The organism is Psychromonas algicola (assembly GCF_004378355.1).
Taxonomy (GTDB): Bacteria; Pseudomonadota; Gammaproteobacteria; order Enterobacterales; family Psychromonadaceae; genus Psychromonas.
On record NZ_SNUB01000004.1, the window covers coordinates 112,075 to 135,426 of the forward strand.

Annotated in this window: 21 protein-coding genes and 1 riboswitch; all 21 genes read right to left on the minus strand. The window is 39.2% G+C overall.

Going from position 1 to position 23,352, the window contains the following annotated elements:
• Positions 1-18: 18 nt before the first annotated feature.
• Entirely contained in the window at positions 19-402 is a 384-nt protein-coding gene (locus tag E2R67_RS03310) for a VOC family protein (protein WP_134289515.1), read from the minus strand.
• A 40-nt stretch (positions 403-442) separates the two neighbouring features.
• Complete coding sequence (locus E2R67_RS03315) at positions 443-1,291, minus strand: PhzF family phenazine biosynthesis protein (protein WP_134289516.1); 849 nt, start codon at positions 1,289-1,291, stop codon at positions 443-445.
• A 93-nt stretch (positions 1,292-1,384) separates the two neighbouring features.
• Positions 1,385-2,311, minus strand: coding sequence for a DMT family transporter (locus E2R67_RS03320; RefSeq protein ID WP_166739300.1), 927 nt, complete (start codon positions 2,309-2,311; stop codon positions 1,385-1,387).
• Positions 2,312-2,634: 323 nt separating this feature from the next.
• A riboswitch (FMN riboswitch) is annotated at positions 2,635-2,820 on the minus strand.
• 125 nt (positions 2,821-2,945) lie between these two features.
• On the minus strand, positions 2,946-3,395 hold the full coding sequence (locus E2R67_RS03325; RefSeq protein WP_134289518.1) for a DUF302 domain-containing protein: 450 nt from the start codon (positions 3,393-3,395) through the stop codon (positions 2,946-2,948).
• Positions 3,396-3,490: 95 nt separating this feature from the next.
• On the minus strand, positions 3,491-4,507 hold the full coding sequence (locus E2R67_RS03330; RefSeq protein ID WP_166739301.1) for a threonine-phosphate decarboxylase: 1,017 nt from the start codon (positions 4,505-4,507) through the stop codon (positions 3,491-3,493).
• A gap of 22 nt (positions 4,508-4,529) precedes the next feature.
• The gene (cbiB, locus tag E2R67_RS03335) at positions 4,530-5,465 is read right to left on the minus strand and encodes an adenosylcobinamide-phosphate synthase CbiB (protein WP_134289520.1); all 936 of its coding nucleotides are present in this window, start codon (positions 5,463-5,465) and stop codon (positions 4,530-4,532) included.
• Positions 5,466-5,492: 27 nt separating this feature from the next.
• Entirely contained in the window at positions 5,493-6,122 is a 630-nt protein-coding gene (locus tag E2R67_RS03340; RefSeq protein WP_134289521.1) for a histidine phosphatase family protein, read from the minus strand.
• A gap of 48 nt (positions 6,123-6,170) precedes the next feature.
• Positions 6,171-7,343, minus strand: a complete 1,173-nt coding sequence (locus tag E2R67_RS03345) for a sirohydrochlorin chelatase (RefSeq protein ID WP_134289522.1) — start codon at positions 7,341-7,343, stop codon at positions 6,171-6,173.
• A gap of 64 nt (positions 7,344-7,407) precedes the next feature.
• Entirely contained in the window at positions 7,408-8,070 is a 663-nt protein-coding gene (gene bluB, locus E2R67_RS03350; protein ID WP_134289523.1) for a 5,6-dimethylbenzimidazole synthase, read from the minus strand.
• A gap of 9 nt (positions 8,071-8,079) precedes the next feature.
• Entirely contained in the window at positions 8,080-11,874 is a 3,795-nt protein-coding gene (cobN, locus tag E2R67_RS03355) for a cobaltochelatase subunit CobN (protein WP_134289524.1), read from the minus strand.
• A gap of 6 nt (positions 11,875-11,880) precedes the next feature.
• Complete coding sequence (cobW, locus tag E2R67_RS03360; RefSeq protein WP_134289525.1) at positions 11,881-12,978, minus strand: cobalamin biosynthesis protein CobW; 1,098 nt, start codon at positions 12,976-12,978, stop codon at positions 11,881-11,883.
• Positions 12,962-13,768 (minus strand): precorrin-4 C(11)-methyltransferase, encoded by an 807-nt coding sequence (gene cobM / locus E2R67_RS03365; protein ID WP_134289526.1) that lies wholly within the window; start codon positions 13,766-13,768, stop codon positions 12,962-12,964. The genes cobW and cobM overlap by 17 nt, the downstream gene beginning before the upstream one ends.
• A gap of 141 nt (positions 13,769-13,909) precedes the next feature.
• Positions 13,910-14,695, minus strand: coding sequence for a precorrin-3B C(17)-methyltransferase (cobJ, locus tag E2R67_RS03370; protein ID WP_134289527.1), 786 nt, complete (start codon positions 14,693-14,695; stop codon positions 13,910-13,912).
• A 25-nt stretch (positions 14,696-14,720) separates the two neighbouring features.
• Positions 14,721-15,494 (minus strand): cobalt-precorrin 5A hydrolase, encoded by a 774-nt coding sequence (locus E2R67_RS03375; protein WP_134289528.1) that lies wholly within the window; start codon positions 15,492-15,494, stop codon positions 14,721-14,723.
• Complete coding sequence (cobI, locus tag E2R67_RS03380) at positions 15,491-16,234, minus strand: precorrin-2 C(20)-methyltransferase (protein ID WP_243836940.1); 744 nt, start codon at positions 16,232-16,234, stop codon at positions 15,491-15,493. The genes E2R67_RS03375 and cobI overlap by 4 nt, the downstream gene beginning before the upstream one ends.
• On the minus strand, positions 16,227-17,516 hold the full coding sequence (gene cbiE, locus E2R67_RS03385; protein ID WP_208379450.1) for a precorrin-6y C5,15-methyltransferase (decarboxylating) subunit CbiE: 1,290 nt from the start codon (positions 17,514-17,516) through the stop codon (positions 16,227-16,229). The genes cobI and cbiE overlap by 8 nt, the downstream gene beginning before the upstream one ends.
• On the minus strand, positions 17,516-18,157 hold the full coding sequence (locus tag E2R67_RS03390; RefSeq protein ID WP_134289529.1) for a precorrin-8X methylmutase: 642 nt from the start codon (positions 18,155-18,157) through the stop codon (positions 17,516-17,518). Before E2R67_RS03390 ends, cbiE begins: the two co-directional genes overlap by 1 nt.
• A 15-nt stretch (positions 18,158-18,172) precedes the next feature.
• Positions 18,173-18,916 (minus strand): precorrin-6A reductase, encoded by a 744-nt coding sequence (cobK, locus tag E2R67_RS03395; RefSeq protein WP_134289530.1) that lies wholly within the window; start codon positions 18,914-18,916, stop codon positions 18,173-18,175.
• Entirely contained in the window at positions 18,913-20,043 is a 1,131-nt protein-coding gene (locus tag E2R67_RS03400) for a cobalt-precorrin-5B (C(1))-methyltransferase (RefSeq protein WP_134289531.1), read from the minus strand. Before E2R67_RS03400 ends, cobK begins: the two co-directional genes overlap by 4 nt.
• Before the next feature lie 5 nt (positions 20,044-20,048).
• The gene (locus E2R67_RS03405) at positions 20,049-21,479 is read right to left on the minus strand and encodes a cobyrinic acid a,c-diamide synthase CobB (protein WP_243836941.1); all 1,431 of its coding nucleotides are present in this window, start codon (positions 21,477-21,479) and stop codon (positions 20,049-20,051) included.
• Positions 21,480-21,516: 37 nt separating this feature from the next.
• Positions 21,517-23,343 carry an AAA family ATPase gene (locus E2R67_RS03410; protein WP_134289532.1) on the minus strand — a complete coding sequence of 609 codons (1,827 nt, stop codon included), beginning with the start codon at positions 23,341-23,343 and terminating at the stop codon, positions 21,517-21,519.
• Positions 23,344-23,352 lie beyond the last annotated feature (9 nt).

Here is a 23,352-nt window from a genome sequence, read left to right on the forward strand (position 1 = left end):
TTAGAATAGCTTGAAACTTTATTGTGGAACAAAATAAGTTGCACAGATCTTATGTCCCGATGGGTCACGTAAATAAGCTAGATACAAACTTCTAGTCGCTCCGACTCGAACACCCGGCGCATCTTCACAAGCAGTACCGCCATTTGCTACACCAGCAGCATGCCACGCATCACCTTGCTCAGGCCCTGTCACGTTAAAACCAACGGTCATGCCATTACTCACAGTTGTAGGTTCACCATTAATTGGATTAGTTAATCCAAACACGCCATTGGGTGTAAAATAAAAACAACGTCCTCTTTCATCAATCACACCTTCTGAGTAACCTAATACTTCCATAAGCGCATCATAGAATTTTTTGGATTTTTGAATATCATCGGTACCAAACATCACGTGACTAAACATTTTATTTTTCCTTGTTTTTAATTCTTAGATTTATATTCGATTACACAAAATTAATATCGGCGACCTTTACAACATCACCCGAGATCCACACATTAGAAACCACATCATTTTCAGCTTCTACATAAGCTTCTATTTGACTTGGACGACCAACAAAGCGACCTTGTGAAATAGTGATTGGTTTATTGAAACTTGCTAAAGCATATTTAGTTAAATAAGCGGCTGTCGGGCCAGCAGCACTTCCAGTAGCGACATCTTCTACAGCACCAGCATTATCCCAAGTTCGGCCTTCAAAATTGATAATATCAAAGACATAAACAAACTTAGCACTAAAAGTCGCTAATAAAGCTTCAAAATTAGCAGTCGTTATTTTTGTGTTTTCAATACCGTTAACGATTGGAACAATCAAGTAAGGCAAACCTGTAGAAATAACTTCTAAGAGATAATCTGAAGATACGTTTTTTGACGTTAAATTCAAAGCCTGGAGCACTTGTGCTGTTTCATCGTCAAGCAAAGTGCGAATGAAGCTGGGTACGCCTTGGCCCATAGAAGCATGAAAATAACTTTTTGTTTTCTTGGTTTTAACAATAATAGATGTTTTATTTAATTCTATTTCCCATTCTTTTACTGCATCGCTTCCAGACTCATCATGTAAATGTGCAGCTAAACCGATAATGGGATGACCAGCAAAATCCAACTCTTCTTCAACGGTAAAGATCCTCGCTCGAATAGATGACTCATTAACTGAAACAAAGATAGATTCGAATTGACGCATTTCCTGTGTCAGTGAAAGCATTTTCTGATCATCCATTATATTGTGATCATAGAAGACAGTTAAACCGTTACCTGATAATGGCCTGTTAGCAAACACATCAACTAATTTACATTTCATAACTAAATACTTTCCTATTCGACTTTTTTATTCACGCCTTCCTATTCCACGAATAGTCGGACACATTTAAAACATATGCCCTATTAAAGCTGTTTAACTTGATTCAAGTACTGTCTTTACGGGTAACCTAAATTGCACCATAGTACTAGCAACAACTAACGTCGCTGCACCAATCATTTGAATTTGAGTGATTTCTACATTTAAGAAAAGCCAATTAATAAAAATAGCGGCTACAGGGAAAAGCATCTCAGCTAATGTTGCCCAGTGCGCAGGAATTCGCTTCAGACCTTGATAATAAAAGTACATGCCAACTAAACCTGACATCACGGCTAGGATAAGAATTTTCTGCAAGATACTAATCTCAATAGTCGTGATTAAGCTGGGTGTCATAAAAACAAAAGGTAACATACCCAATAAACCAAAACTAAAACGCCCCGCCATAAGATCAACACTATCAATGCCTTTGCTACTTAGTTTTTTACCAAACACAGTAGCGCTTCCCCAACTGACAACGGCAAATAGTGCTAGTCCATAGCCCCATAATGCAACGTTATTAGCTTCAACATCCCCTTCCTTAAAACTAATTAATAGCTTTTGTAAGTCAGGCCAAATAAGTAACAAACTGCCTAATAAAGCAAAGCCTAACCATAAGAAAAAACGTGGACTTATTCTTTCCTTTAATAGGAAATAAGCCAAAGTCACCGCCACTAAAGGCTGTAATTTTTGCAGTAATATTACTACGGTGGGATTTGATAAGTAGAACGCTTCAGTAAAGGCTAAGGTACCTAAGGCAGAGCCAAAAACACCAATGACAATAAAGGGAATTAAAGTTTCTCGACGCATGAAGTTGAAGCGACGACGCTTAACAATAAAAACGCCAATAATAATAGTAACTAGAATTAGATGTTCAAATAAAACAATCTGTTGTGCACTCGATCCACCAAAAAGCAATGGATAACGAATAAGTGTATCTGCGGCCCAAAGTAAGCACGCAAAAAAGATAAAGATAATACCTGTCATAACATTTCCTAAACAAAAAAGGAGAGAAAGACAGAGCGCGGAAAGAATCATCCAATAGCAAAAATCCAATCATTAAGATTCAATGCCAATGAATAAACAAACAATGTTAAGTGCCACAGCATAACGAGCCACCTTATCGAGCAAGGAAGTTATTCGTCACGCCATTAATTTAATGGTAATTAATACACCAAATCAATTAATTTTTTAGTTCACTTTAGGCTCATATAAAATACTGATAATTCAATTAAAGTTAACGATATTTTCAAGAAGCTTAAATGGCTTATTAATAATTGGGTTTGGCATCACCACTTTCATACTGTTTGTATCGATCTTCTTCCATCCGGACTTTAACCGTCGGCTTTGGCGTCTCACCAAATCTGCTTGACCCTAATACATAAGTAAAAAATGAGTTAGGCGCTCGTGGGCTCTTTTATCAAAGACTCATTGAATGAAGAATCGTTAATAAAAATACCACCGGTGGGGAATTTCACCCCGCCCTGAAGTCGAGTGAGTTTACGATAATTAAGTTAAAATTTGAGTTATTAACTTAAATTCATAAGCTCATTGACATCATAATAAGGTTTTAATAAAAAACAAGAAAAATGATCAATGTCTCATTTGTTTTTGCTTGTATTTACTTAGATGCTGCATTAGTTAACGCACTCAATACACCAGCGACTTTAGTTAATACTTTGTCACACCCTTTTATATTATGACGTTCTTTGATGTACTCAGGGTTGTTGTAAGAAAGCCAAGTTTTATTATCAGCGTCAGTCCAAACCAATATTTTTTGAGGAAAATCGATAGCCGATTGTTGTGAACATTGCATAATTGGCGTACCTACTTTTGGATTACCAAAAATAATAACTTCTGTTTCTCTTAGTTTAAGATCAGCTCCTGCGGCATTCTTTTGATGATCAATTCTTGCAAAAAGTGTTAATCCTTTTTTCTCTACAATGGATACAAATTTATCTGCCGTTTGTTTTGCTGAATGATGGCTTGCAACTGAAATCAAACTTTCGGTCGCATTCGCATAACCTGAAGCAAAAAATGATAAAGCTAATAGTGAAATAATTTTTTTCATGTGCATTTCCCTTTATGTGTCAGTGAGTTTTCTTGAACACTTAATCAAGTGAAAGATAAATTAGCACGGAAGATAAAGCATTCCCAAACACATATTCAACCAATGTGAGCTAGATTCGCACTCAATCGTTGCAACTGAGATGGATCTGCAATACCAAATCGTAGCGCATCTTGCTCATCGGTTAATCGAACATAAACAGCATTTTTACAAAGCAGCTGGTAAATCAATGCAGCATTTTCATTAAAAACAGTCACAAACAAGGCATTCGCTTTAATGTTAGAGGAAGGTAGTTGTTTCTTTAACAATTCAATCATTTTATGGCTTTGAATTTGTAGACGCTTGGTTTGTTGTTTTTGCCAACTTTTATCTTTTAACGCAAGCTCTGCCACATATAAGGCAGGACCATTAATAGACCAAGGCCCAATATTATCTTGGATTGTTTCACACCATGCTTTACTGCTACAAACAAAACCAATACGTAAACCAGCAAGGCCAAAAAACTTACCAAATGAACGTAACACAATCACATTGGCAGTATTATTTAAATGCGTGACAAAGCTAAATTCAGCTTCAAATATATCTGCAAAGGCTTCATCAACAACTAATAGAGCATGCTGTTCTTCACAGTATTTCTGTAGCTCAATAAGCTGTGTAATTGAAAAAGTATCGGTTAATGGGTTATTAGGATTAATCACCACCACCACACTGTTTTTCTCAATAAAGGTGGGCAGTTCCTCTTGATAAAAATGAAGTTGATAATCGCCTTTAAACCAGGCTTGCTGATGCTCTTTATAACCTACCTTTGGTAAATATACATGCTTTTGGGACCTTGAGTGTTCACTGTTCACTTTTTCATTCCAAAGCGCAGGTAACTTTTCAATTAATTGCTGGCTGCCAGCGACAGGCCAACAATATTCAGCTTGATAATAAGCTTTAGCAGCAGCAATTAAGCTGCTAGAAATAGTAGGAAGATCTTGCCAAATTTTATTGGGTATTTCAGGAATAGGATAACTAAAAGGTGCGATGCCCGTAGAAAGATCTAACCAGTCTTGTTCAGGTATTTGATATTGTTTTGCAACACGAGCTAATTGCCCACCATGTATAATTGCCACGCGTTTAATAACCTTTTATAAATTAAATATAGTAAGAGAAAAGCTGGAAGATGAAAACAACCATTAACCAAAGTAATACCGCTTGCTTGACTAAGGTTAAACTCGCTTTGATATGCTTGCTTTGTACAGCCTCCCCTTCTCCTAATTGTGGAGAATCGACGTTTTTCCCGAAGTAAATTGCACGGCCGCCTAAGCAAACATTTAACACAGTAGCACCAGAGGCCATTACCCAGCCACCATTATGGCTTTTGTAGTTTTTACTTTGTTGGTAAGCGTTAACTAAAGCTTGTTTGCCTGTTCTTTTAAAGAGACCAATCACCACAAATAGCAAGGCAGTTATTTTTCCGCTAACAAAACCTAACAAGTCATCCATTCGAGCACTGAATTTACCAAAGTAATTAAACTGCTCATTTCGATAACCCCACATTGCATCTAGCGTATTACTTAATCTATGTATGATAACTAATGGAGCGCCACCAAGCACAAAGTAAATAAGCGTTGCTGTCACACCATCGTGTCCATTTTCTAGCATAGACTCTGTAGTGGCTCTACTAATCGCCTGTTGATCTAATTCACTCGTATCGCGACTTACAATATAAGAACAATAATGACGCGCCTGATCTAAGTTATTTTCAGCTAAAGGTTGGTAAATTTGCATACCGTGTAAATTTAAACTGTTTAAAGCAACCGCCCAATAAACAATATAAATATTAAGCACTAACAATACAAAACTAGGCAAAATAAGCATTAACCACATATAAAGTAATGGTAGCGGCATTATTAAGACACACCAAGCCAATATTCCACTTAAAAAGCGACGGATTTTTGAACCTTGGTTTAATTTTTGTTCAATAAATTGAGCAATATTCCCAAACAAAATTAAAGGATGAAAACGCCTTGGTTCGCCAATAAAATGGTCAATAATTAACGCAAAAACTAAAGTGAGTAATATCATCATAAAACCATCATCATAAAACTATTACCTTTAAATAAGGAACTGCTGTAAAACATGGTCATAAACAATAGCGATAATCTCACCATTTTGATAATCATACCCAGTTGCAGTCTGTTTTTGTTGTTTTAAGTCAGCCATAAAACAACGTAAAATTTCACCATGAGCAATGATTAAATAAGTTTCATCTCCAACGTTTTTTTCAAGCAGATCCTTTAAAGCAACCTGGAAACGGGTAAGAGATTGGATCGCGCTTTCACCTTGATCTGGTTTGCACTCTGTTATTTGAGAAGTCATTTCCGCATATTTGCTATCTGTATTTACCTCAGAAATTAACTTTCCTTGCCAACAACCAAAATGACGCTCTTCAAAACCAGTTACTTTTTTAACGTTCAATTGTAGCTTTTCAGCACATAACTCGGCGGTTTGTAAGGCTCGACCTAGTGGTGAACTTAATACTTGTGTTATTTTTAATTGTCTACATTGCTCACCTAATAACACAGCTTGCTGCTTACCAAGATCTGTTAATGGGCTGTCCAGTTGGCCTTGAATACGACGCTCAATATTCCACTCTGTTTGGCCGTGGCGAGCAAGATAAAAGGTACTTTTTTTATTCAATGTAAACTCTTTTTTGAATGACAAAATAAAACCTAGGTCGATCATTTATCCAACCTAGGTTTTTAGCTAAATGAAAGATTTAACTAAGGTTTCTTATTTACGATGCGCTAATGCTTCGCCTTGCACACCATTCTCAATACGGTCACTTTCTTCATCTAATAACCATTGTGGGAATTGACTCATAAAGCAATTACAAATACCTTCACCAATCATGGTTCTTGGCCCTAGAGGATGTGCAATATGTTTATACACACCATGACTATGTGGCTCTACATTTTCCTGAGAATGATCGTGTGAATGGTCATGCGAGTGAGAATGTCCGTGTGCATGATCATGTGAATGGCTATGTTCATGGGAATGCTCGTGATCATGAGAGTGGCTATGATCATGTACATCTGGTGCTTGGAATTCAGCATGATGATGATGAATTTCAACTTCACCGGCAGCTAAACGGCGCTTAAAAGTAGACATTAAATCTTCATCTACTATTTTGTTATCCATAATATCGCGAACACGTACTTCAAAAGCATCAATCACTTTATCGTGGTCACGTAAATAAGGCGTATTGATAAACTCAACGTCAGGATTTTCCTTTGCCACTTTATCAATGTAACCAGAAATACGTTTAATTAAACGTCCAGTAAAAAGGAAATAAGGCGCAACCACAATGCGTTTATAATCGAGTTTTAATAGTTTTTCTAAGCCCACACCCACTGAAGGATAAGTGACACCAGAATAAACCGTATCAGCCCAACCAAATCCCATATTTTCACTCACTATACGCGTTAACTTCGCTGCTTCTGCATTCGCTTCGGTATCCGATGTACCACGACCAACCACAACCAACATGGTATCGTATAATTCCGCTGGTGGATTATCAGCATCTAATCCTAGTGATTCATAAATACGCGCTTCAAAAGCTTTGATCATTGGATCTTGTAAGCCTAATTCTTTACCGTAAGTGACCTGTAGACCTTCGTTCTTTTCTTCAAAAGTCGTTAATACAGAAGGGATATCATTTTTAGCATGCGTTGCTGCAAACAACATACCGGGTACCGCATAAATATGATTAACGCCTTGGTCGATTAAGCTATTTAATCCCATATGAATATTCGGTGCAGAATACTCTAAAAAGCCGTATTCGACAGGTAATTCAGGAAAACGTTTTCTTAGTCCTTCTGCAACTAAGGCAAACTCCACTTCTGCGTCTTTATCTCGGCTACCATGACCACAAATCATGATCCCTTTTTTAGTTTCTGTATTCATCTTTCTCTCTTTATTAGTAATGTTTAAAATTTTTCGCACAAAAAATTTAATGTAATCAATTTATTTATAAAGTTGTTTCAACTTCCTGCCATGTATTTTCAAACAGGAAACTTTCAACTTCAGCGGCTTTCGCCCAATTTTGCTCAATCAGCATAGGTTTCTCATAAAACTGCTCAACATGCCCAATGCATAAAAGTGCAATAGGTCTGCTGTCTTCTGGCATATTTAATAGGTTTGCTAATTCGATAGGGTCAAATAATGAAACCCAACCTAATCCAATACCTTCAGCTCTTGCGGCGAGCCACATATTTTGAATCGCACAGGCAACCGAAGCGAGATCCATATCTGGCATGGTTCGACGACCAAACAAATGTTTTTCTCGGCCTTCTGGTAACGCTACCACTATCAATTCGGCGCACTCGGAAATACCTTCTACTTTTAGTTTTAAAAAATCATTTTTACGTTGATTCAATAAATCAGCGGTAATGTTACGTTCCGTTTCCACTAGCGTTTTAATTGCTGCCCTTAATGTATTATCCGTAATGCGAATAAATCGCCATGGCTGCATTAATCCAACACTTGGCGCTTGGTTGGCAACGGTTAACAAACGCATTAACAAACCATCTTCAAGGGCTTCATTAGTGAAGTGGCGCATGTCGCGACGCTCTTTAATAACGCGATAAACGGCTTGTTTTTCTGATTCACTATAACTATGCTGACTTTTCATGTTTGCTTCTTATTTTGCTTCTTGCATTTCATCACACTGCAATAACAGATCTTGCAACTTTTCTTTATATTCTTCAGGGGCTTGCCACAAACCACGTTGTGCAGCTTCCATTAAACGCTCAGCCATTTCTTCCATGATTTGTGGATTATTATCTTTTAAAAATTGCTGATTAACTTGATCAAACAATAGCGTGTCAGTCACTTGTTCGTATTGATAATCCGCAATCAAATCCGTGGTCGCATCATAAGCAAAAAGATAATCAACGGTTGCGCCCATTTCAAAAGCGCCTTTATACCCATGTTCACGCATTCCTTCAATCCATTTTGGATTTAAAACACGAGAACGGATCACGCGATTTAATTCTTCTTTTAAAGTACGTATCACCGGCTTACTTGGATTACTATGATCGCTATGATAAATCGTTGGTGCTTTACCTGAATACACTTGCGCCGCGTTACTCATTCCACCTTGAAATTGATAATAATCGTCTGAATCTAATAAATCATGTTCACGGTTATCTTGGTTTTGCACCACGACTTCGATATTACTCAGTTGATGTAAAAAGGCGTCTTTGGCTTGCACACCATCTTTATCACTGTTGCCGTAAGCGTAACCGCCCCAATTTAGATAAGCTTCTGCTAAATCACTTTTCTCTTCCCAACAACGTTCATCAATCAAACCTTGTAAACCTGCGCCATAAGCGCCGGGTTTGGAGCCAAACACACGATAACTGGCTTCACGTTTAGCATCACCAATTGCCATGCCATCGGCAATCAATTGTGCTTCTCGTTGTTTAATATTTTGTTGAATTAAATTGCCATTGCCCGGTTCATTGAGTTCACTAATCGCAACCACTGCCGCATCAAAAAGTGCCATCACATTAGCAAAAGCATCTCGGAAAAAACCAGAAATTCTTAAGGTCACATCCACTCTTGGACGATTCAGTAATTGGAATGGGATAATTTCAAAATCCACCACGCGATTACTGCCTTGCGCCCAAATCGGTTTAACGCCCATCAATGCAAAAGCTTGCGCGATATCATCTCCGCCAGTACGCATGGTTGCCGTTCCCCAAACCGATAAACCGAGTTGTTTCGGATAGTCACCATGCTCTTGTAAATGACGATGAATCAATGCTTCAGCCGATTGCTGACCTAACACCCAAGCCGCTTTCGAAGGAATGGCACGATTATCAACAGAGTAAAAGTTTCGCCCCGTTGGTAAGGTATCTAATCGACCTCGTGTTGGCGCGCCACTTGGTCCCGCTTCAATAAACTTGCCATCTAAACCATCAATAATGGCGCTTAATTCGTTTTTAACACTTTGATTTAACGCGGCTTGAATGGTTGATTTTGCATAGGTTAACAATGCTTGTGTTGCTGGGTAAGCACTGAGTTCAATAAGATCGTTATCGTTAAGTAAAAAGTGTTCAACCCATTCTAATGCTAACAACTCTAAACGCTCACGCGTATCCGCATGCGTTCGCCATAGGGTTTCACTTACCTTTATTAATAACTCAGGCTTTTCACCACACCATTGTTCGCGAGTCGCTTCTAAAGGGTCAAAAGGTTGATCATTTACCCTTAGTGAAAAATCTCTTATTAATGCGTGTAAAACACCTTGATTTATAACGCCTTCGCCACGCGGTAAACGTAATAAAGCAATCAGCGTATTCGCCACTTTATGAGGTTCAGGTAATTGCCCAAGAATATGTAAACCATGACGAATTTGTGCTTCTTTAATATCACAAAGATAAGTATCTAACTCTTCCAACACTTGGTTATCGTCTTCACGCGCAGCTTCATTTAATTCATCAAGAATATGGGTATCTTGTACTTTCTCTAATATTTGGTCGCGTAACCATACTTCTCGACGTACATCTAAACCTTGTGCTTGGTAATATTCATCGACTAATCCTTCAAGTTCAGCTAATTCACCGTAAGTTTCAGCACGGGTCATCGGTGGCATTAAGTGGTCAATGATCACCGCTTGCGTGCGTCTTTTTGCTTGCGCGCCTTCGCCGGGATCATTAACTATAAAAGGATAAAAATGTGGCATTGGCCCCAAGACTGCATCTGGCCAACATTCGTTAGAAAGCGCTAGACCTTTCCCCGGTAGCCATTCTAAATTGCCGTGTTTCCCCACATGAATAACGGCGTTGACTTGATAAGTAAAACGTAGCCAAAAATAGAAGGCTAAATAATTGTGCGGCGGCACTAAATCGGGGTCATGATAATTAGCTAATAAATCGATATTAAAACCACGAGCAGGTTGAATCCCAACAAAGGTTTCACCTAAACGGATCCCCGAGATCATTAAACGTCCATCTCGACATTTAATATCATCTTCAGGTTTGCCCCAACGCTTAGTAATAGCTTGTTGACTCACTAACGGTAAATCAGCAAAAGCTTTTTTATAATCACTTAATGACAAACTCTGCCAACAGGCTAAATAGTGTAAAGTATTAGGATTATTAGTCACTGATTCTAATAAGGTTTCAATCAGTTGATTGCCGTTTTCAGGCACCACATCAATGGGATAACCCGCGTCCTTTAAGGCATTTAAAATATTCACAGTGGAATTAGGCGTATCTAATCCAACACCATTGCCGATGCGCCCATCTTTGGTTGGATAATTAGCTAAAATTAACGCGATACGTTTGTTTTTATTATCAGTAATTGAAAGCTGAATATATTTTTTAGCCAACTCAATCACAAACAAAGCGCGCTCGTGATGTAATTGATATTGTACTAATGAAATTTGTGTTTTTTCATCAAAAAAGGCTTCGGTTTTGAAGCTAATAGCGCGGGTTAATACTTTGCCATCCATCTCAGGTAACACCACCTGCATAGCAATATCACGGCTTCGTAAACCTTGTTTGTAATCCGTCCAATCCTCTAACGTACTACTAGAAAGTACTAGCTGTAAAATAGGAATATCAACGGTAAATAAACGCTTAAAACTATTCGGTTGAGAACTTAACCCAGGACTACTGACTGTATTTGCAGCAAAGCCTGTGCTGTTTAAAATCAAACGGCAATCATGCTCACTTAAAAGTTGGTTCACCACACTCATGGCTTGTTCATCTTTTAAGGAACTAATCACTATCGGTAATGGGTTTAAACCGTTCGCTGACATTAATTCGATAAACTGGTCGAACATTTCACAGTTGGCCGATTGTAAATGGCTACGATAAAAGATCAGTGCAACAACACTTTGCTCTTTTCTCCATTTTGCACTGGTTGATTGTTGGTTATAAAACTGCGCAACAGGCAAAAACTGTGGATCATTAGCTTCAAATTCTGCTTCAAAGTAAAGTTGATTCAAATAAGTAAAAAGTTGTGCGCTGTTATCAAGTCCACCAGCACGTAAATAGCGCCAGACTTGATGTTGGATTTGTTCGGATACAGTTGATAATTCAATTAACTCAGGGTCAACATTATCATCACCGGGGACTAAAATAAGGGTTCGATTCGGTTTTGCTTTTGACCAACGAACTAGGCCTTCTACGCCATATTGCCAGTAGGATTTTCCGCCTAATAACGACACAACAACCACTTCCGCTTGCTCTAAGACTTTATCTTCATAAAGATCAAAAGCCGCAGGTTTTAATAAGTTGGTCCAATTAACTAAGCGCGTTTCAACAAATCCATTACGTTCATTTATTTGTTGAAAACCAGCTGAAAGCGCCGTTAATTGGCTATCAGCAGCACTGAATACAACTAAAGGAGCTGGCGATTGTGCTAAATCGACAATGCCCTCTTCTTCAATAAATCCACCCGGTTGTGCCGCTAATAGATGCATCTTTTATTAAACCTCAGCGCTTTTTAAAATAGCGGTCACAGCAGCTTCGTCTAAGCCTTTACCAATTAATACTAATTCTGTTTTTGGTGTTTCAGTTGATTCCCATAAGCGATCAAAATGTACTTCTAAACGTTTACCAACGGCTTGTAATACTTGACGCATTGGTTTATTTGCAACGGCAGCAAACCCTTTGATACGGAATAAGTTAAATTCGTTTAATAGTTTTTCAACGCTTACCTTTAACTTGTCTGCATCAACAGTACCCAAACTAATCACCATTGAATCGAAATGGTCATGAGCATGGTCGTGATGTGCACCGTGAGCATGATGATGATCGTGATGGTTATGGACTTTATCAATAGTTTTTTCAGTGCCTGCATTAATACCGATTAATACTTCAAGTGGCACATCACCATTATTGATATAAGCGGTTTTCACCGAACTTGGTAAGCGTTTTTGCACAACTGCTTTAACGCGAGCTTGTTCTTCTTCGTTCAGTAAATCACTTTTACTTACTACCACTAAATCAGCTGAGTTAAGTTGGTCATCTAATAACTCTTGTAAGCTTGGATCGTGATCTAAGCTTTCATCTGCAGCACGTTGCTTTAAAACTTTATCTTCATCCGCAGCAAAGCGACCTGCAGCAATAGCAGGGCCATCAACCACAGTAATTACAGCATCGACAGTGCAATATTCTTTAATACCCGGCCAGTTAAAGGCTTGTACTAACGGTTTTGGTAATGCCAAACCTGATGTTTCAATTAAGATATGGTCAATTTGATCACGACGTTCAACCAGTTTTTCCATCACAGGTAAAAACTCTTCTTCAACGGTGCAACAAATACAGCCATTCGCTAACTCATAAATACCGTCTTCACCGCCGACTAATTCTGCGGCTTCGTCTTCACATTCAAGGGGACAAGTACGTAACAATTCTGAATCAATATCTAACTCACCAAATTCATTCATGATCACGGCAATACGTTTGCCTTTGGCTTTTTTAAGCAAGTTAGCTAATAAGGTTGTTTTACCGCTACCAAGAAAACCAGTAACAACCGTCGTTGGAATTTTATTTAATGAAACGTTCTTATTTGATGCTGTCATTTTTGACCTCTAATTCTTCAATGGAAAGTGTATTTTTACGACGACGGAAAATATTGGGTTTATCTTTTTTGTACAGATACGAATCTTCGAAATTGGTGGTATCTAAAACATGACCAACCAAAATAAGCGCCGTTAACTTAAAGCCTTTTGCTTCTACTTTTTCAGCAATATCAGCGAGTGTGCCAGTGACTTTATCTTGGTCAGGCCATGAACTGCGGTAACAAACAGCAACTGGACAATCTTCACCGTAATGTGGAATTAACTCAGCTACAATTTTACGGATCTTAGTGATCCCTAAATGAATAGCTAAAGTCGCGCCACTTTGTGCAAGTTGCGGTAGACGTTCACGCTCAGGGAAAGGTGTTTTACCTTCATAACGCGTCATGATCACCGTTTGCGAAACACCAGACAGTGTTAGCTCTTTACCTAAATATGCAGCAGACGCCGCCGTTGCACTTACTCCAGGAATCACTTCATAGTCGATACCATGTTTCTCTAAACGGCGAATTTGCTCAGCAATCGCGCCATATAATGCAGGATCACCACACTGTAAACGCGCTACATCTTTGCCCGCTTTTGATGCCTCAACAAAATAGGCTTCCATTTCATCAAGATTGATTTTTGCAGTATCAACGATCAACTCTGCACTATCTTCAACATCTTGCAATGTTTGACGTGGAATCAATGAACCTGCATATAGCACAACTGGACATTGCTTTAATAAACGCGCCCCTTTAATGGTCATCAATTCAGGATCACCCGGCCCTGCGCCAATAAAATAAACTTTCATAATAATTCCTTTACAATTATTTCAATTCACTAAGCCAAAAATAAATTATGGCTAAGCAATTCACGCGAGTTCAAGGCGAAAGCACGGAGCTAGGTTTACCTAGTGAGTACTTTCAACGCAGAAATCGCTTGAAGGGCGACGCTATAATTTCTTTTTATAGCCGCGAGGTGTATACACCCAATGCTTTTGGCCGTTAACAATATGTTTTGATTCGCTATTACCTACGCTCACTAAGGTAAACATATCCACGTCTTTTGCATCCAACTCATCTAAACGGATAATACGGATCGTTTCATCCTCACGAGTCAATTGACGCCCTAATAAAACTGGCGTTGATGCTGGGCGATACTTTAGTAATACATCGCGCGCATGGTTTAACTGCCAATCACGCTTTTTAGACACAGGATTATAGAAAGAGATAACAAAGTCCCCTTCGCCGGCGCTATGAATACGCTTATCAATAGTTTCCCAAGGCGTTAATAGATCCGATAAACTCACGGTACAAAAATCATGACCTAACATTGCACCAATACGGCTTGCACCTGCTTGCATCGCAGAAATTCCCGGTACGACATCGATCTCAACATCTAACCATTCAGGATGATCTTCAAGCCCTTGAAGTTGTCTATCAAGCAATTCAAACACCAGTGTTGCCATGGCATAAATACCGATATCACCACTTGAAATAAGTGATGTCGTTTTACCGCTTGCAGCTAGATCTAAGGCTAAACGAGCACGACCAATCTCTTCACCTAATGGCAAATCGTGATGTACTTTGTTATTGCACGGCTCACCTAATAGATCTAAATAGAGACCATAAGCCACTAAATCAGTACTTTCTTGCACTGCTTTTAATGCTTTTGGCGCGACTAAATCAGCATTACCTGGTCCCATACCCACAACAAAAAGTTGTTTTTTATTACTCATTTTATTCCCTATTTATTCTTTAATTTTATTGCGCATAGGAACGTGCGATTGCACACGTCGCCTGCTTATTCTTATGTTTATTCAGCAATAGTTCACTGCTGTTATTGGTTATCTGTTGTGCTTGATATAAAGCCGCTGATTCAGCAACCCCATATACACCAACAGTTTTAAAAATATAATCAGACTTAGTTGATAAACGTGCTTCCATCTCACCTAAGGCGTTTGCGTCGAAGGTTAAAAAGGGTTTATGCAACGATTTAGCGAGTGCCATTAACCCCACTTCATCAGCTTTAATATCAATACTGCAAATCGCACTAATATCATCGAATGTTAAACCAGCTTTTAATAAACACTCATCTAACAATGTTTGTAAAACTGCTTCAGGACAATTGCGTTCGCACCCCATACCCACTACATAAACAGGTTTTAAATAGCTATTCGCTGTCGTGATCACTAATTGATTTTCAAGTAACTCTGATACTTGTCGAGCAAACTCATTGGCACCGCCTTCATGACCCGACAACAGAGGAATAACAAACTTACCCATTTCATCTAAGACTAATACAGCTGGATCCTTGAGTTTATCTTGGATCACAGGCGCTAAGGTTCGCATTACAATGCCTGTGGCACAGATGAAAATAAGTCGATCGCCTTGTTGGAAAAAGCTTTGTACTGTTTCGCTAAATGAGTTTGGTTTAAAACAAACGTCAACGGATTTAGCTTTATTCGCTATTAACGCATTTTGCAAACGCCTTGCTAACTGCAAACCAACGTCTGTTAAACAAATGATTCTAATCACGCGCTTAACTCTTCACGCGTGATCAGAAACAATGAAAAATAAGGCCCTGCTTTATCTTCTAATTGATTTAAATCGGTGATCACTTTTTGATTATCACGGCTTATATACTCAAGATAGTTAGCATCATCAAAGCGGTTAGTTTCTTTTAATAACGCTAATAAGCGTGGTCTTTCAATGCCAGCTTTCATGATCACAACGGCATCGTGCTCTAATAAAGCAGCTTTAATTTTTTCATCGCTATGACGGCCAGTTATTACTGCAAAAGATTGTTTTAATACGGTTAAGGGAAGCTGTAGTTCTGCTGTTGCAGCGACAAAAGCAGGAATGCCCGGAATCACTTGTGAAGTATATTGGCTTTCTAAACGCTCTAATAGATAAGTAAAAGATCCAAAGAATAATGGGTCACCTTCACATAAAAAGGCAACAGTATTACGTAATTCAAGCTGCTCTTGAATTTGCGTAATCACTTTATCGTAAGCTAAGTTTGCAGCCACACGCTCACGCGACATAGCAAAACGAACACCTAAATGTTGCTGTTTTTTAATGGGGCTTTTTAATGCTTCAACGGCAATATCTAACGCCTGTGATTCACCTGATTCATTTTCCAAATAGCAAATGACATCGGCATTTTGAATCGCACGAAAGGCTTTTAACGTTAATAGTTCAGGATCACCGGGACCAACGCCAACACCAATAAAAGTACCTTTTTCTGTAACCCCATCTAACACGACTTTACTCACCCGATTTTCCTTTATTTAATTGTTGTTCGGTATTTTTAATAAAACTAAATAAACTTACTGGTAACGCAGGTTGGTAAGCAAGTTGCCCCGCTAAACTTCTGCTTTTATTGACTGCAATCTGCAATGTCTCTAATTCGCTATCATTAACGGCTAAGCGTTTATTATAAAAATCTAATAGCTGCGATTTGGTTTTCTCCATTACTGCTGAGACGACGATTTGTCCATTATCAGCTAGCTTTTCCCATAATGAATCTAATAGTTGAGGTAATTCACCATCGCTTCCACCAATGAATATTTTATTCGCTATAGGTAAATCTGATAACGCTTCTGGTGCACGACCAAAGGTTGTTTTTAAATTACTGACAACACCAAACTTGTGTTGGTTTTGTAGTAAACAATTAAATCGCGCTTGGTTATGTTCTATGGCATAAATACTTGCTTGAGATTGCCAATAAGCTAGCTCCACAGCAACACCACCACAACCGGCACCAATATCCCAAATAACGTCATCTCGGCTTGGTTGTAACAACGATAAAATTGCTAAACGCACTTCGCGTTTGCTGATCATGCCTTTGCTACCGAGTTCACCTGTTTCAAAATCCGCATCTTTGATCCCAGGGAATTGCGGTAAGAAACCTTTATTTTCACCACATAAAACAAACGAAACATGTAATGCATCAAACTCAAGTTCACTTTCTACTAATTCCGAAATCGTAAAACGCGATATTTTTTGTTCCTGATAACCTAAACGTTCGCACACAATAATTTCAGCATCCGTAAAGCCTGTTTGTAGGCAGACTGTAGCAATATCTTGCGGTTGGCTGTTTTTATCTGTTAGCAATAATAATGTTTGTTGTGCTTTTAATTCGACTTTTAATTTTGCTAAAGGTCGGCCGTGCAAACTCAGCACATTCACATTTTGTTGTGCAATACCTAAGCAATGACAGGCTTGTGTAATGCTTGATACTGCTGGATAGAAGTGAATTAAAGTGTCTTTAAATTGTTTGCTGAGCCAAGTTCCAATCCCGTAATAAAGGGGATCACCAGAGCCTAACACCACTACTTTTTGCTTACTTTCAATGAGCGTTTTCAACTTTGCTAATTTAGGTAGCATTGCCGTTTTTACATTGTTTAGGTGAGTTTTTACAGTTAATAATTGACGATCAGATCCAATCACTAAATCAGCTGATTGTAGTGCTTGGATTGCAGCTTCACTGAGCATGGCATCTTCAGTCACACCTAAACCAATCACGCTTATTTGTTGAGTTTTTAACATCGCCATTAGTACAATTCACCTTGAATACAGCGTAATAGTGCATTACAGGTTGCGCTAGAAACGGCACTACCACCTTCACGACCTAGTAAAGTAATACATTCAATACCTAACGCTTGATGAACATCCCACAATGCTTGTTTAGATTCAGCCGCGCCAACAAAGCCAACGGGCATGCCGATAATCAATGCGGGTTTTGGTGCACCTTTGTCAATCATTTCCAATAAACGAAATAACGCCGTTGGTGCATTGCCAATGACCACAACACTCCCTTCTAAATGCGGTAACCAAGCCGTTAAGGCCGCCATGGTACGTGTTTCGCCCGTTGCTTTTGCTTGCTCTGGCACTCCTTGTGCGTTCAAAAAGCACAAAGGTTCAGTTTTGATCATTCGTTTAGTAATGCCTTGCTTCACCATCTCCACATCACACAGGATCGCAGCTCCTTTTTTTAATGCTTCAATACCCGCATTACAGGCGTTGTCACTCAATTTGACTTGCGCTGCAACTGATGGAATACCTACACTATGTACAACACGCATCACCACTTGTTGTGCTTCTATCGATAAATGATCAAGTTCCGTTAAGGTTCTGATTTGACGAAAGCTTTCTTTTTCGATTAATGTTGGATCGTGAATATAATCAAACTTCATTAAATAAACTCATTGTTAATTCTTATGCTTAAATGTGTGTAAAAGGCTTACACAGTCGCTTTGTTGATCACACTGATAAGCTAAAGGCCTAAGTTCAGGGCGTTTGAATTGATAAACTGGAATACCTACTTCAGCCGCCGCTTGAATTTTTGCGTAAGTGGCTTCTCCACCACTATTTTTACTGATAATGACGTCGACTTTATATTGCACTAACAACGTTTTTTCATCTTCAAATGTAAAAGGTCCTATCGCTTTTAACCAAGTGACATTATCAGGCAACTCGACTTTTGCTGGCATCGCAGTACGTAACAACACATGTTTGGCTTGCGCTGCTAATGCATCAATAACGTCTTGACCAATTTGCCCTGCCGTCATAAAGACTGATTGCTTATCTGGTATTTGCTCAAGTACTTCACTCCAACTTGAGACTTCAATCCAATGATCTTGTTGGGTTTTAATCCATTGTTGACGATGAAATCGTATCGCAGTGATTGATAACTCTTCACTGACTTCTGCAATGGTATTACTCATGGTCTGCGCAAAGGGATGTGTTGCATCCACGATATGCGTTATTTTTTGTTCCGTAACGTATCGTGACAAACCACCAAATTGCGTAAAACCACCGCTAATTACAGTACAAGGCACAGTGGCTTTACGTACAATGCCTGCGATACTGTATATAACATCAAAGCCTGACTCGAATAACTCTGTCGCTAACTTGCGTCCATCAGCCGTGCCGCCAACCACTAAAATCTTCATTGATTAGACTCAATAGGAAATGTTTCACCCAAACTATTAGCGACAAATAATCCTTTTCTATCAACAGCCCAGACTTCTATTTCTATTGATTCATGCACAATTGCTTGCGCGACTTTTAATGCGTCTTTACAAATAACAGTGGCGATATCGAGGCCGGCAGCTTTAGTTTTATTAAATACTTCAATGGTGGTATTCGCTTCAAGAATTTCTTGTTGTAAAGCGTCCGTTGCGCCTAATGATTTTGCTATGTTGGCAAGCTGTTGAAAATCAATACTGGATTGACGGCTATTAAGATCTAAATGGCCATTAGCAAGCTTGGTTAATTTACCAAAACCTGCACTAATACTGAGTTTGGTCACGCCACTTGCATTCTTTTCTCGACGCAAATATTTCAGCATAGCACCGACAAAATCGCCCATTTCAATCAAACTCACTTCATTCATTTGATAATGTTCTTTAATCGCGCGTTCACTTGCAATCCCAGTTGAAGCCGCTAGATGAGTAAACCCATTCGCATTGGCAACATCAATGCCTTGGTGGATAGAGGCAATATAAGCTGCACAAGAATAAGGACGAACAATTCCAGTTGTGCCTAAAATCGATAAGCCGCCTAAAATACCTAAACGACTATTCATGGTATTCAGTGCAATCTGTTCACCATTTTCAACACCTACCGAGACTTCAAAACCACCTTGGTATTGATAAACCACAGCATAATGCTCTAGATGACTCGTTATCATTTTACGAGGAACTGGGTTGATAGCAGGCTCACCAATCTCGAGCACGAGTCCTTCTCGAGTAACCGTTCCAACCCCTTCAGCCGCTTTAAAAACAATGCCTTGTTCAGATGTTAATCGCAGCTCAACAAACAAAGTGGCACCATGAGTTGCATCGGGATCATCGCCAGCATCTTTAATGGTGGCTGTACGTATTCCGTTTTCAATATTTTGATAGTCGATGATATCAAGGTCGACTTTTTCACCGCGAGGTAGCGTAATTTCTACACTTGTAGGTTGTTTATTTGCCAATAACGCGCGAACAGCAGCTACGCAGCAAGCTGTAGCACAACTTCCTGTAGTTAAACCATTTCGTAATGGTTGCTCTGTTTCACTCGATTCTGGCCACATATTAGTTATCCACCTAGCGATTGAGTTTGCGTTGCTTCGGTTTGCACAGATGCAGATTGATAATTTTCCCAAGCAAGTAATTTTTCTTTATCTTCAACTTGTAATTGTCCTGTAAATAGATCTGCAATCAAACGTGGATTAGATGGGAAAAACAGATGTAAATAACTCGCGGTTAATTTTTTATCGCGATAAATGGCTTCACCGGGTGCTGGATGACGTTGGCGCTGTCCGTATCCCATTGCATCTATTTCCATAATAGCGCGTGATCTATGGTGTGCATGACCATGAATTTCACCTTCCGGTAAGAGTGCTTTTTGCATTCCCTGACAACCACGTTTACCCGACATACTGCCTTGACCGTTTAGCAATCCAAGCATTTTATGATGTTGATTATCTAAATCCACCAGTTCGTTTAAACAATAAAGGAAACCTCCACACTCTGCTAAAACTGGTTTTCCTGCTTGATAAAATGCAGCTATTTGTGTTTGTAACTGTGTATTTTCGGCAAGTTGTGCCGCATATAATTCAGGATAGCCACCCGGCAACCACAGCGCATCCGCTTCTGGTAGTTGAGTATCTTTTAATGGCGAGAAATAAGTTAACGTCGCGCCCATTGCTTCTAATAGACGCGTGTTTGCTTGATAAATAAAACTAAAGGCAACATCCTTGGCAACGGCAATGGTTTTACCTACTAACAAAGGTTCGACTTCTTCAATTTCGCTCGGGTAAAAATCAACACTTGCTGGTAATGTTAACAAAGGGCTTGCAGAGTCAGCGCGAGTGACTCCATCTTGTAACCATTCACAACCTAACGTGAACTTTTCTTCTAATTCATCATAGACTTCACTCGCTTGTACTAAACCTAGGTGACGCTCAGGTAACGCGACTTCAGGATCTTTTTTGAGGCAGGCTAATAATGGTAATTTATCACCTAATGCTTCTCTAATTAATTGAGCATGGCGTTCGCTACTACAGTTATTGGCAATCAAACCATAACAACTGTAATCATCACGGAAGTTTGCAAGGCCGATCGCCACGGCAGCAGCGGTTTGCGCCATGCCTTTAACATCCATCACTATCGCAACGGGAATATTAAATCGTGCGGCTAAGTCGGCACTTGATGGCTCTCCATCAAACAAACCCATGGCACCTTCAACTAAAATCAAGTCGGCTTCTAATGCAGCCTCATATAATTTTTGTTGGCAATAATTTTCACCAGCCATCCACATATCAAGCTGTTCAACATGACCATTCGATGCTTGCGCTAAAATTTGTGGATCTAAATAATCAGGGCCTGTTTTAAAAACACGTACCACTTTACCTTGCGACGTAAAATAACGCGCAATCGCTGAAGTGATTGTTGTTTTTCCCTGCCCCGATGCAGGCGCTGCTAGAAATAATGCGGGGCAACTCGCTTTGTTTTTCATTTTATTCATCAGCTTATCTTTTGTCCTTTAGCTTGCATTAATATGCTCATACTAGATTTGCCACTTCAACATATTCTGCATCTAATTGCTCTGCCAATAACTTGCCACGACCACGTTTGATTTGTGCTTTTTCAATATCAATTAGCAAGGTCGGTACATTCAATTTTAAATCATCAATATCAACGCGGCTTCGGCCATCGGTGATCAAATAGCAAAACAAGGATAACCCAGGATATTTTTGGCTTAATTGTTTAATACTTTGTGCAGCTTTTTCTAATATCAATCGTAATGGCGTTCCCCCCATGGCGTTAATATTATCCAATAAATTAACTACTTTTTTAGGCGCTCGGCCAGCTTTGATAATCGTCTCAACATTGTCATTGCCAAACCCCAATAAACTTATTTTATCACGTTGTAAATAAGCCCCATCAGTAATATTCATCACCACTGCTTTGGCAATTGAAGATAAACTATCAGTCAAGGTCGAAGCAGAAGTATCCAGTAAAATAAGATGCAACTTTTGCTCTCCAGTAGACACTTTTTTAAAAGCCAATTGTACTGGCGGCCATTGCCCTAAACTATTAGCTAAAGTATTAAACCAGTCAGGTTTAGTACTCGTTAAAGCAGACTTTCTATTACCTTTACTTGTCACACCTTGTTTATTCTTATTGTACTCTTCACTAATTTTTTTAGGCTTAAAGGCTTTACTTAGTGCATCACTTTTTAATGTTGATACTAATTGCGGTAAGTTTGCTTTGCTTTGTAAATCTGTTTTTTGCGCTTCACCTGATTGCGCAGGCATCGCGCCCCACTCTCCGGATTCTGTTTCTTGTTGGTTATGATCAGTTTGCTGTTGCGAGGATTGCTGTTGTGGCGAAGAGGCATTATTTTGAGGAGCTTGCGGTCTTGAGAATCCATGCTTTGCAGATTGATCCTTTGCAGACTGCTGATCAGAAGATGAGTCGTTATTTGAACCAGAAGAAGGCGGTGTTCCACCCGATTGCATACGATGTAACAAAACTAATGGTGCAACTTGCTCTATGTCCTCAAGTGTTACAGTCCTTCGTCCACACCAAGCAGCATGAGTGACACTCGCTCGATGCATCATGATATCAGCACGTAGGCCATCTACATTCGCTTGCTGACAACGTGTCGCGATGTCAATAAAACATGAGTCGTCACAAGTGACTTTAGGTAATAGTGTTTGCGCGTCATTTATTTGTTGTTGTAATAATATTTGTTCCGCTTGATAGTTATCGCAGAAAGCGATTTTATCTTGATCGAAACTTTGTCGTGCTTTAATAATATTGATGCGCTCTTCTAAGCTATAAATATTATCCAGTTCCACCATCAGACCAAAACGATCTTGTAGCTGTGGACGTAATTCCCCTTCATCGGGATTCATAGTACCAATCAAGGTAAAACGAGCATCATGGCTATGGCTAATACCATCTCGCTCTACAATATTAACGCCACTGCTTGCCACATCCAATAATTGATCAACTAAATGATCCGGTAATAGATTCACTTCATCCACATACAACACACCTTGATGTGCTTTTTTTAATAGGCCTGCAGAGAATTTTAAAGATTTGTCTTTTAAAACATGGTCTAAATCTAAGGTACCAATCAACATCTCTTCACTGGCACCAAGGGGTAATGAAACAAACTGCGGAGTAACATTTTCTTTTATTGGTAATAAGTCTGCAACTGCACGCGCTAAGGTCGATTTAGCACAACCACGAGGGCCTGAAATTAATACGCCACCGATTAACGGATTAACTGTTGCTAACAATAATGCCAACTTAAATAGTGGCTGACCTTGTACTGCACTAAAAGGGAAAATAGATTTTTCTTGAGCTTGTTGATTCATTATACTTTC

Bases quoted from the DNA above. Each gene is read 5' to 3' on its own strand.
- E2R67_RS03410 (WP_134289532.1), bottom strand. From the start codon at position 23,343: ATGAATCAACAAGCTCAAGAAAAATCTATTTTCCCTTTTAGTGCAGTA.
- E2R67_RS03340 (WP_134289521.1), bottom strand. From the start codon at position 6,122: ATGATCGACCTAGGTTTTATTTTGTCATTCAAAAAAGAGTTTACATTG.
- cbiB (WP_134289520.1), bottom strand. From the start codon at position 5,465: ATGATGATATTACTCACTTTAGTTTTTGCGTTAATTATTGACCATTTT.
- E2R67_RS03400 (WP_134289531.1), bottom strand. From the start codon at position 20,043: ATGTGGCCAGAATCGAGTGAAACAGAGCAACCATTACGAAATGGTTTA.
- cobW (WP_134289525.1), bottom strand. From the start codon at position 12,978: ATGACAGCATCAAATAAGAACGTTTCATTAAATAAAATTCCAACGACG.
- bluB (WP_134289523.1), bottom strand. From the start codon at position 8,070: ATGAAAAGTCAGCATAGTTATAGTGAATCAGAAAAACAAGCCGTTTAT.
- E2R67_RS03345 (WP_134289522.1), bottom strand. From the start codon at position 7,343: ATGAATACAGAAACTAAAAAAGGGATCATGATTTGTGGTCATGGTAGC.
- cobN (WP_134289524.1), bottom strand. From the start codon at position 11,874: ATGCATCTATTAGCGGCACAACCGGGTGGATTTATTGAAGAAGAGGGC.
- E2R67_RS03390 (WP_134289529.1), bottom strand. From the start codon at position 18,157: ATGAAGTTTGATTATATTCACGATCCAACATTAATCGAAAAAGAAAGC.
- cobJ (WP_134289527.1), bottom strand. From the start codon at position 14,695: ATGAGTAATAAAAAACAACTTTTTGTTGTGGGTATGGGACCAGGTAAT.
- cbiE (WP_208379450.1), bottom strand. From the start codon at position 17,516: ATGGCGATGTTAAAAACTCAACAAATAAGCGTGATTGGTTTAGGTGTG.
- E2R67_RS03320 (WP_166739300.1), bottom strand. From the start codon at position 2,311: ATGACAGGTATTATCTTTATCTTTTTTGCGTGCTTACTTTGGGCCGCA.
- cobM (WP_134289526.1), bottom strand. From the start codon at position 13,768: ATGAAAGTTTATTTTATTGGCGCAGGGCCGGGTGATCCTGAATTGATG.
- E2R67_RS03325 (WP_134289518.1), bottom strand. From the start codon at position 3,395: ATGAAAAAAATTATTTCACTATTAGCTTTATCATTTTTTGCTTCAGGT.
- cobK (WP_134289530.1), bottom strand. From the start codon at position 18,916: ATGAAGATTTTAGTGGTTGGCGGCACGGCTGATGGACGCAAGTTAGCG.
- E2R67_RS03310 (WP_134289515.1), bottom strand. From the start codon at position 402: ATGTTTAGTCACGTGATGTTTGGTACCGATGATATTCAAAAATCCAAA.
- E2R67_RS03405 (WP_243836941.1), bottom strand. From the start codon at position 21,479: ATGAATAAAATGAAAAACAAAGCGAGTTGCCCCGCATTATTTCTAGCA.
- E2R67_RS03315 (WP_134289516.1), bottom strand. From the start codon at position 1,291: ATGAAATGTAAATTAGTTGATGTGTTTGCTAACAGGCCATTATCAGGT.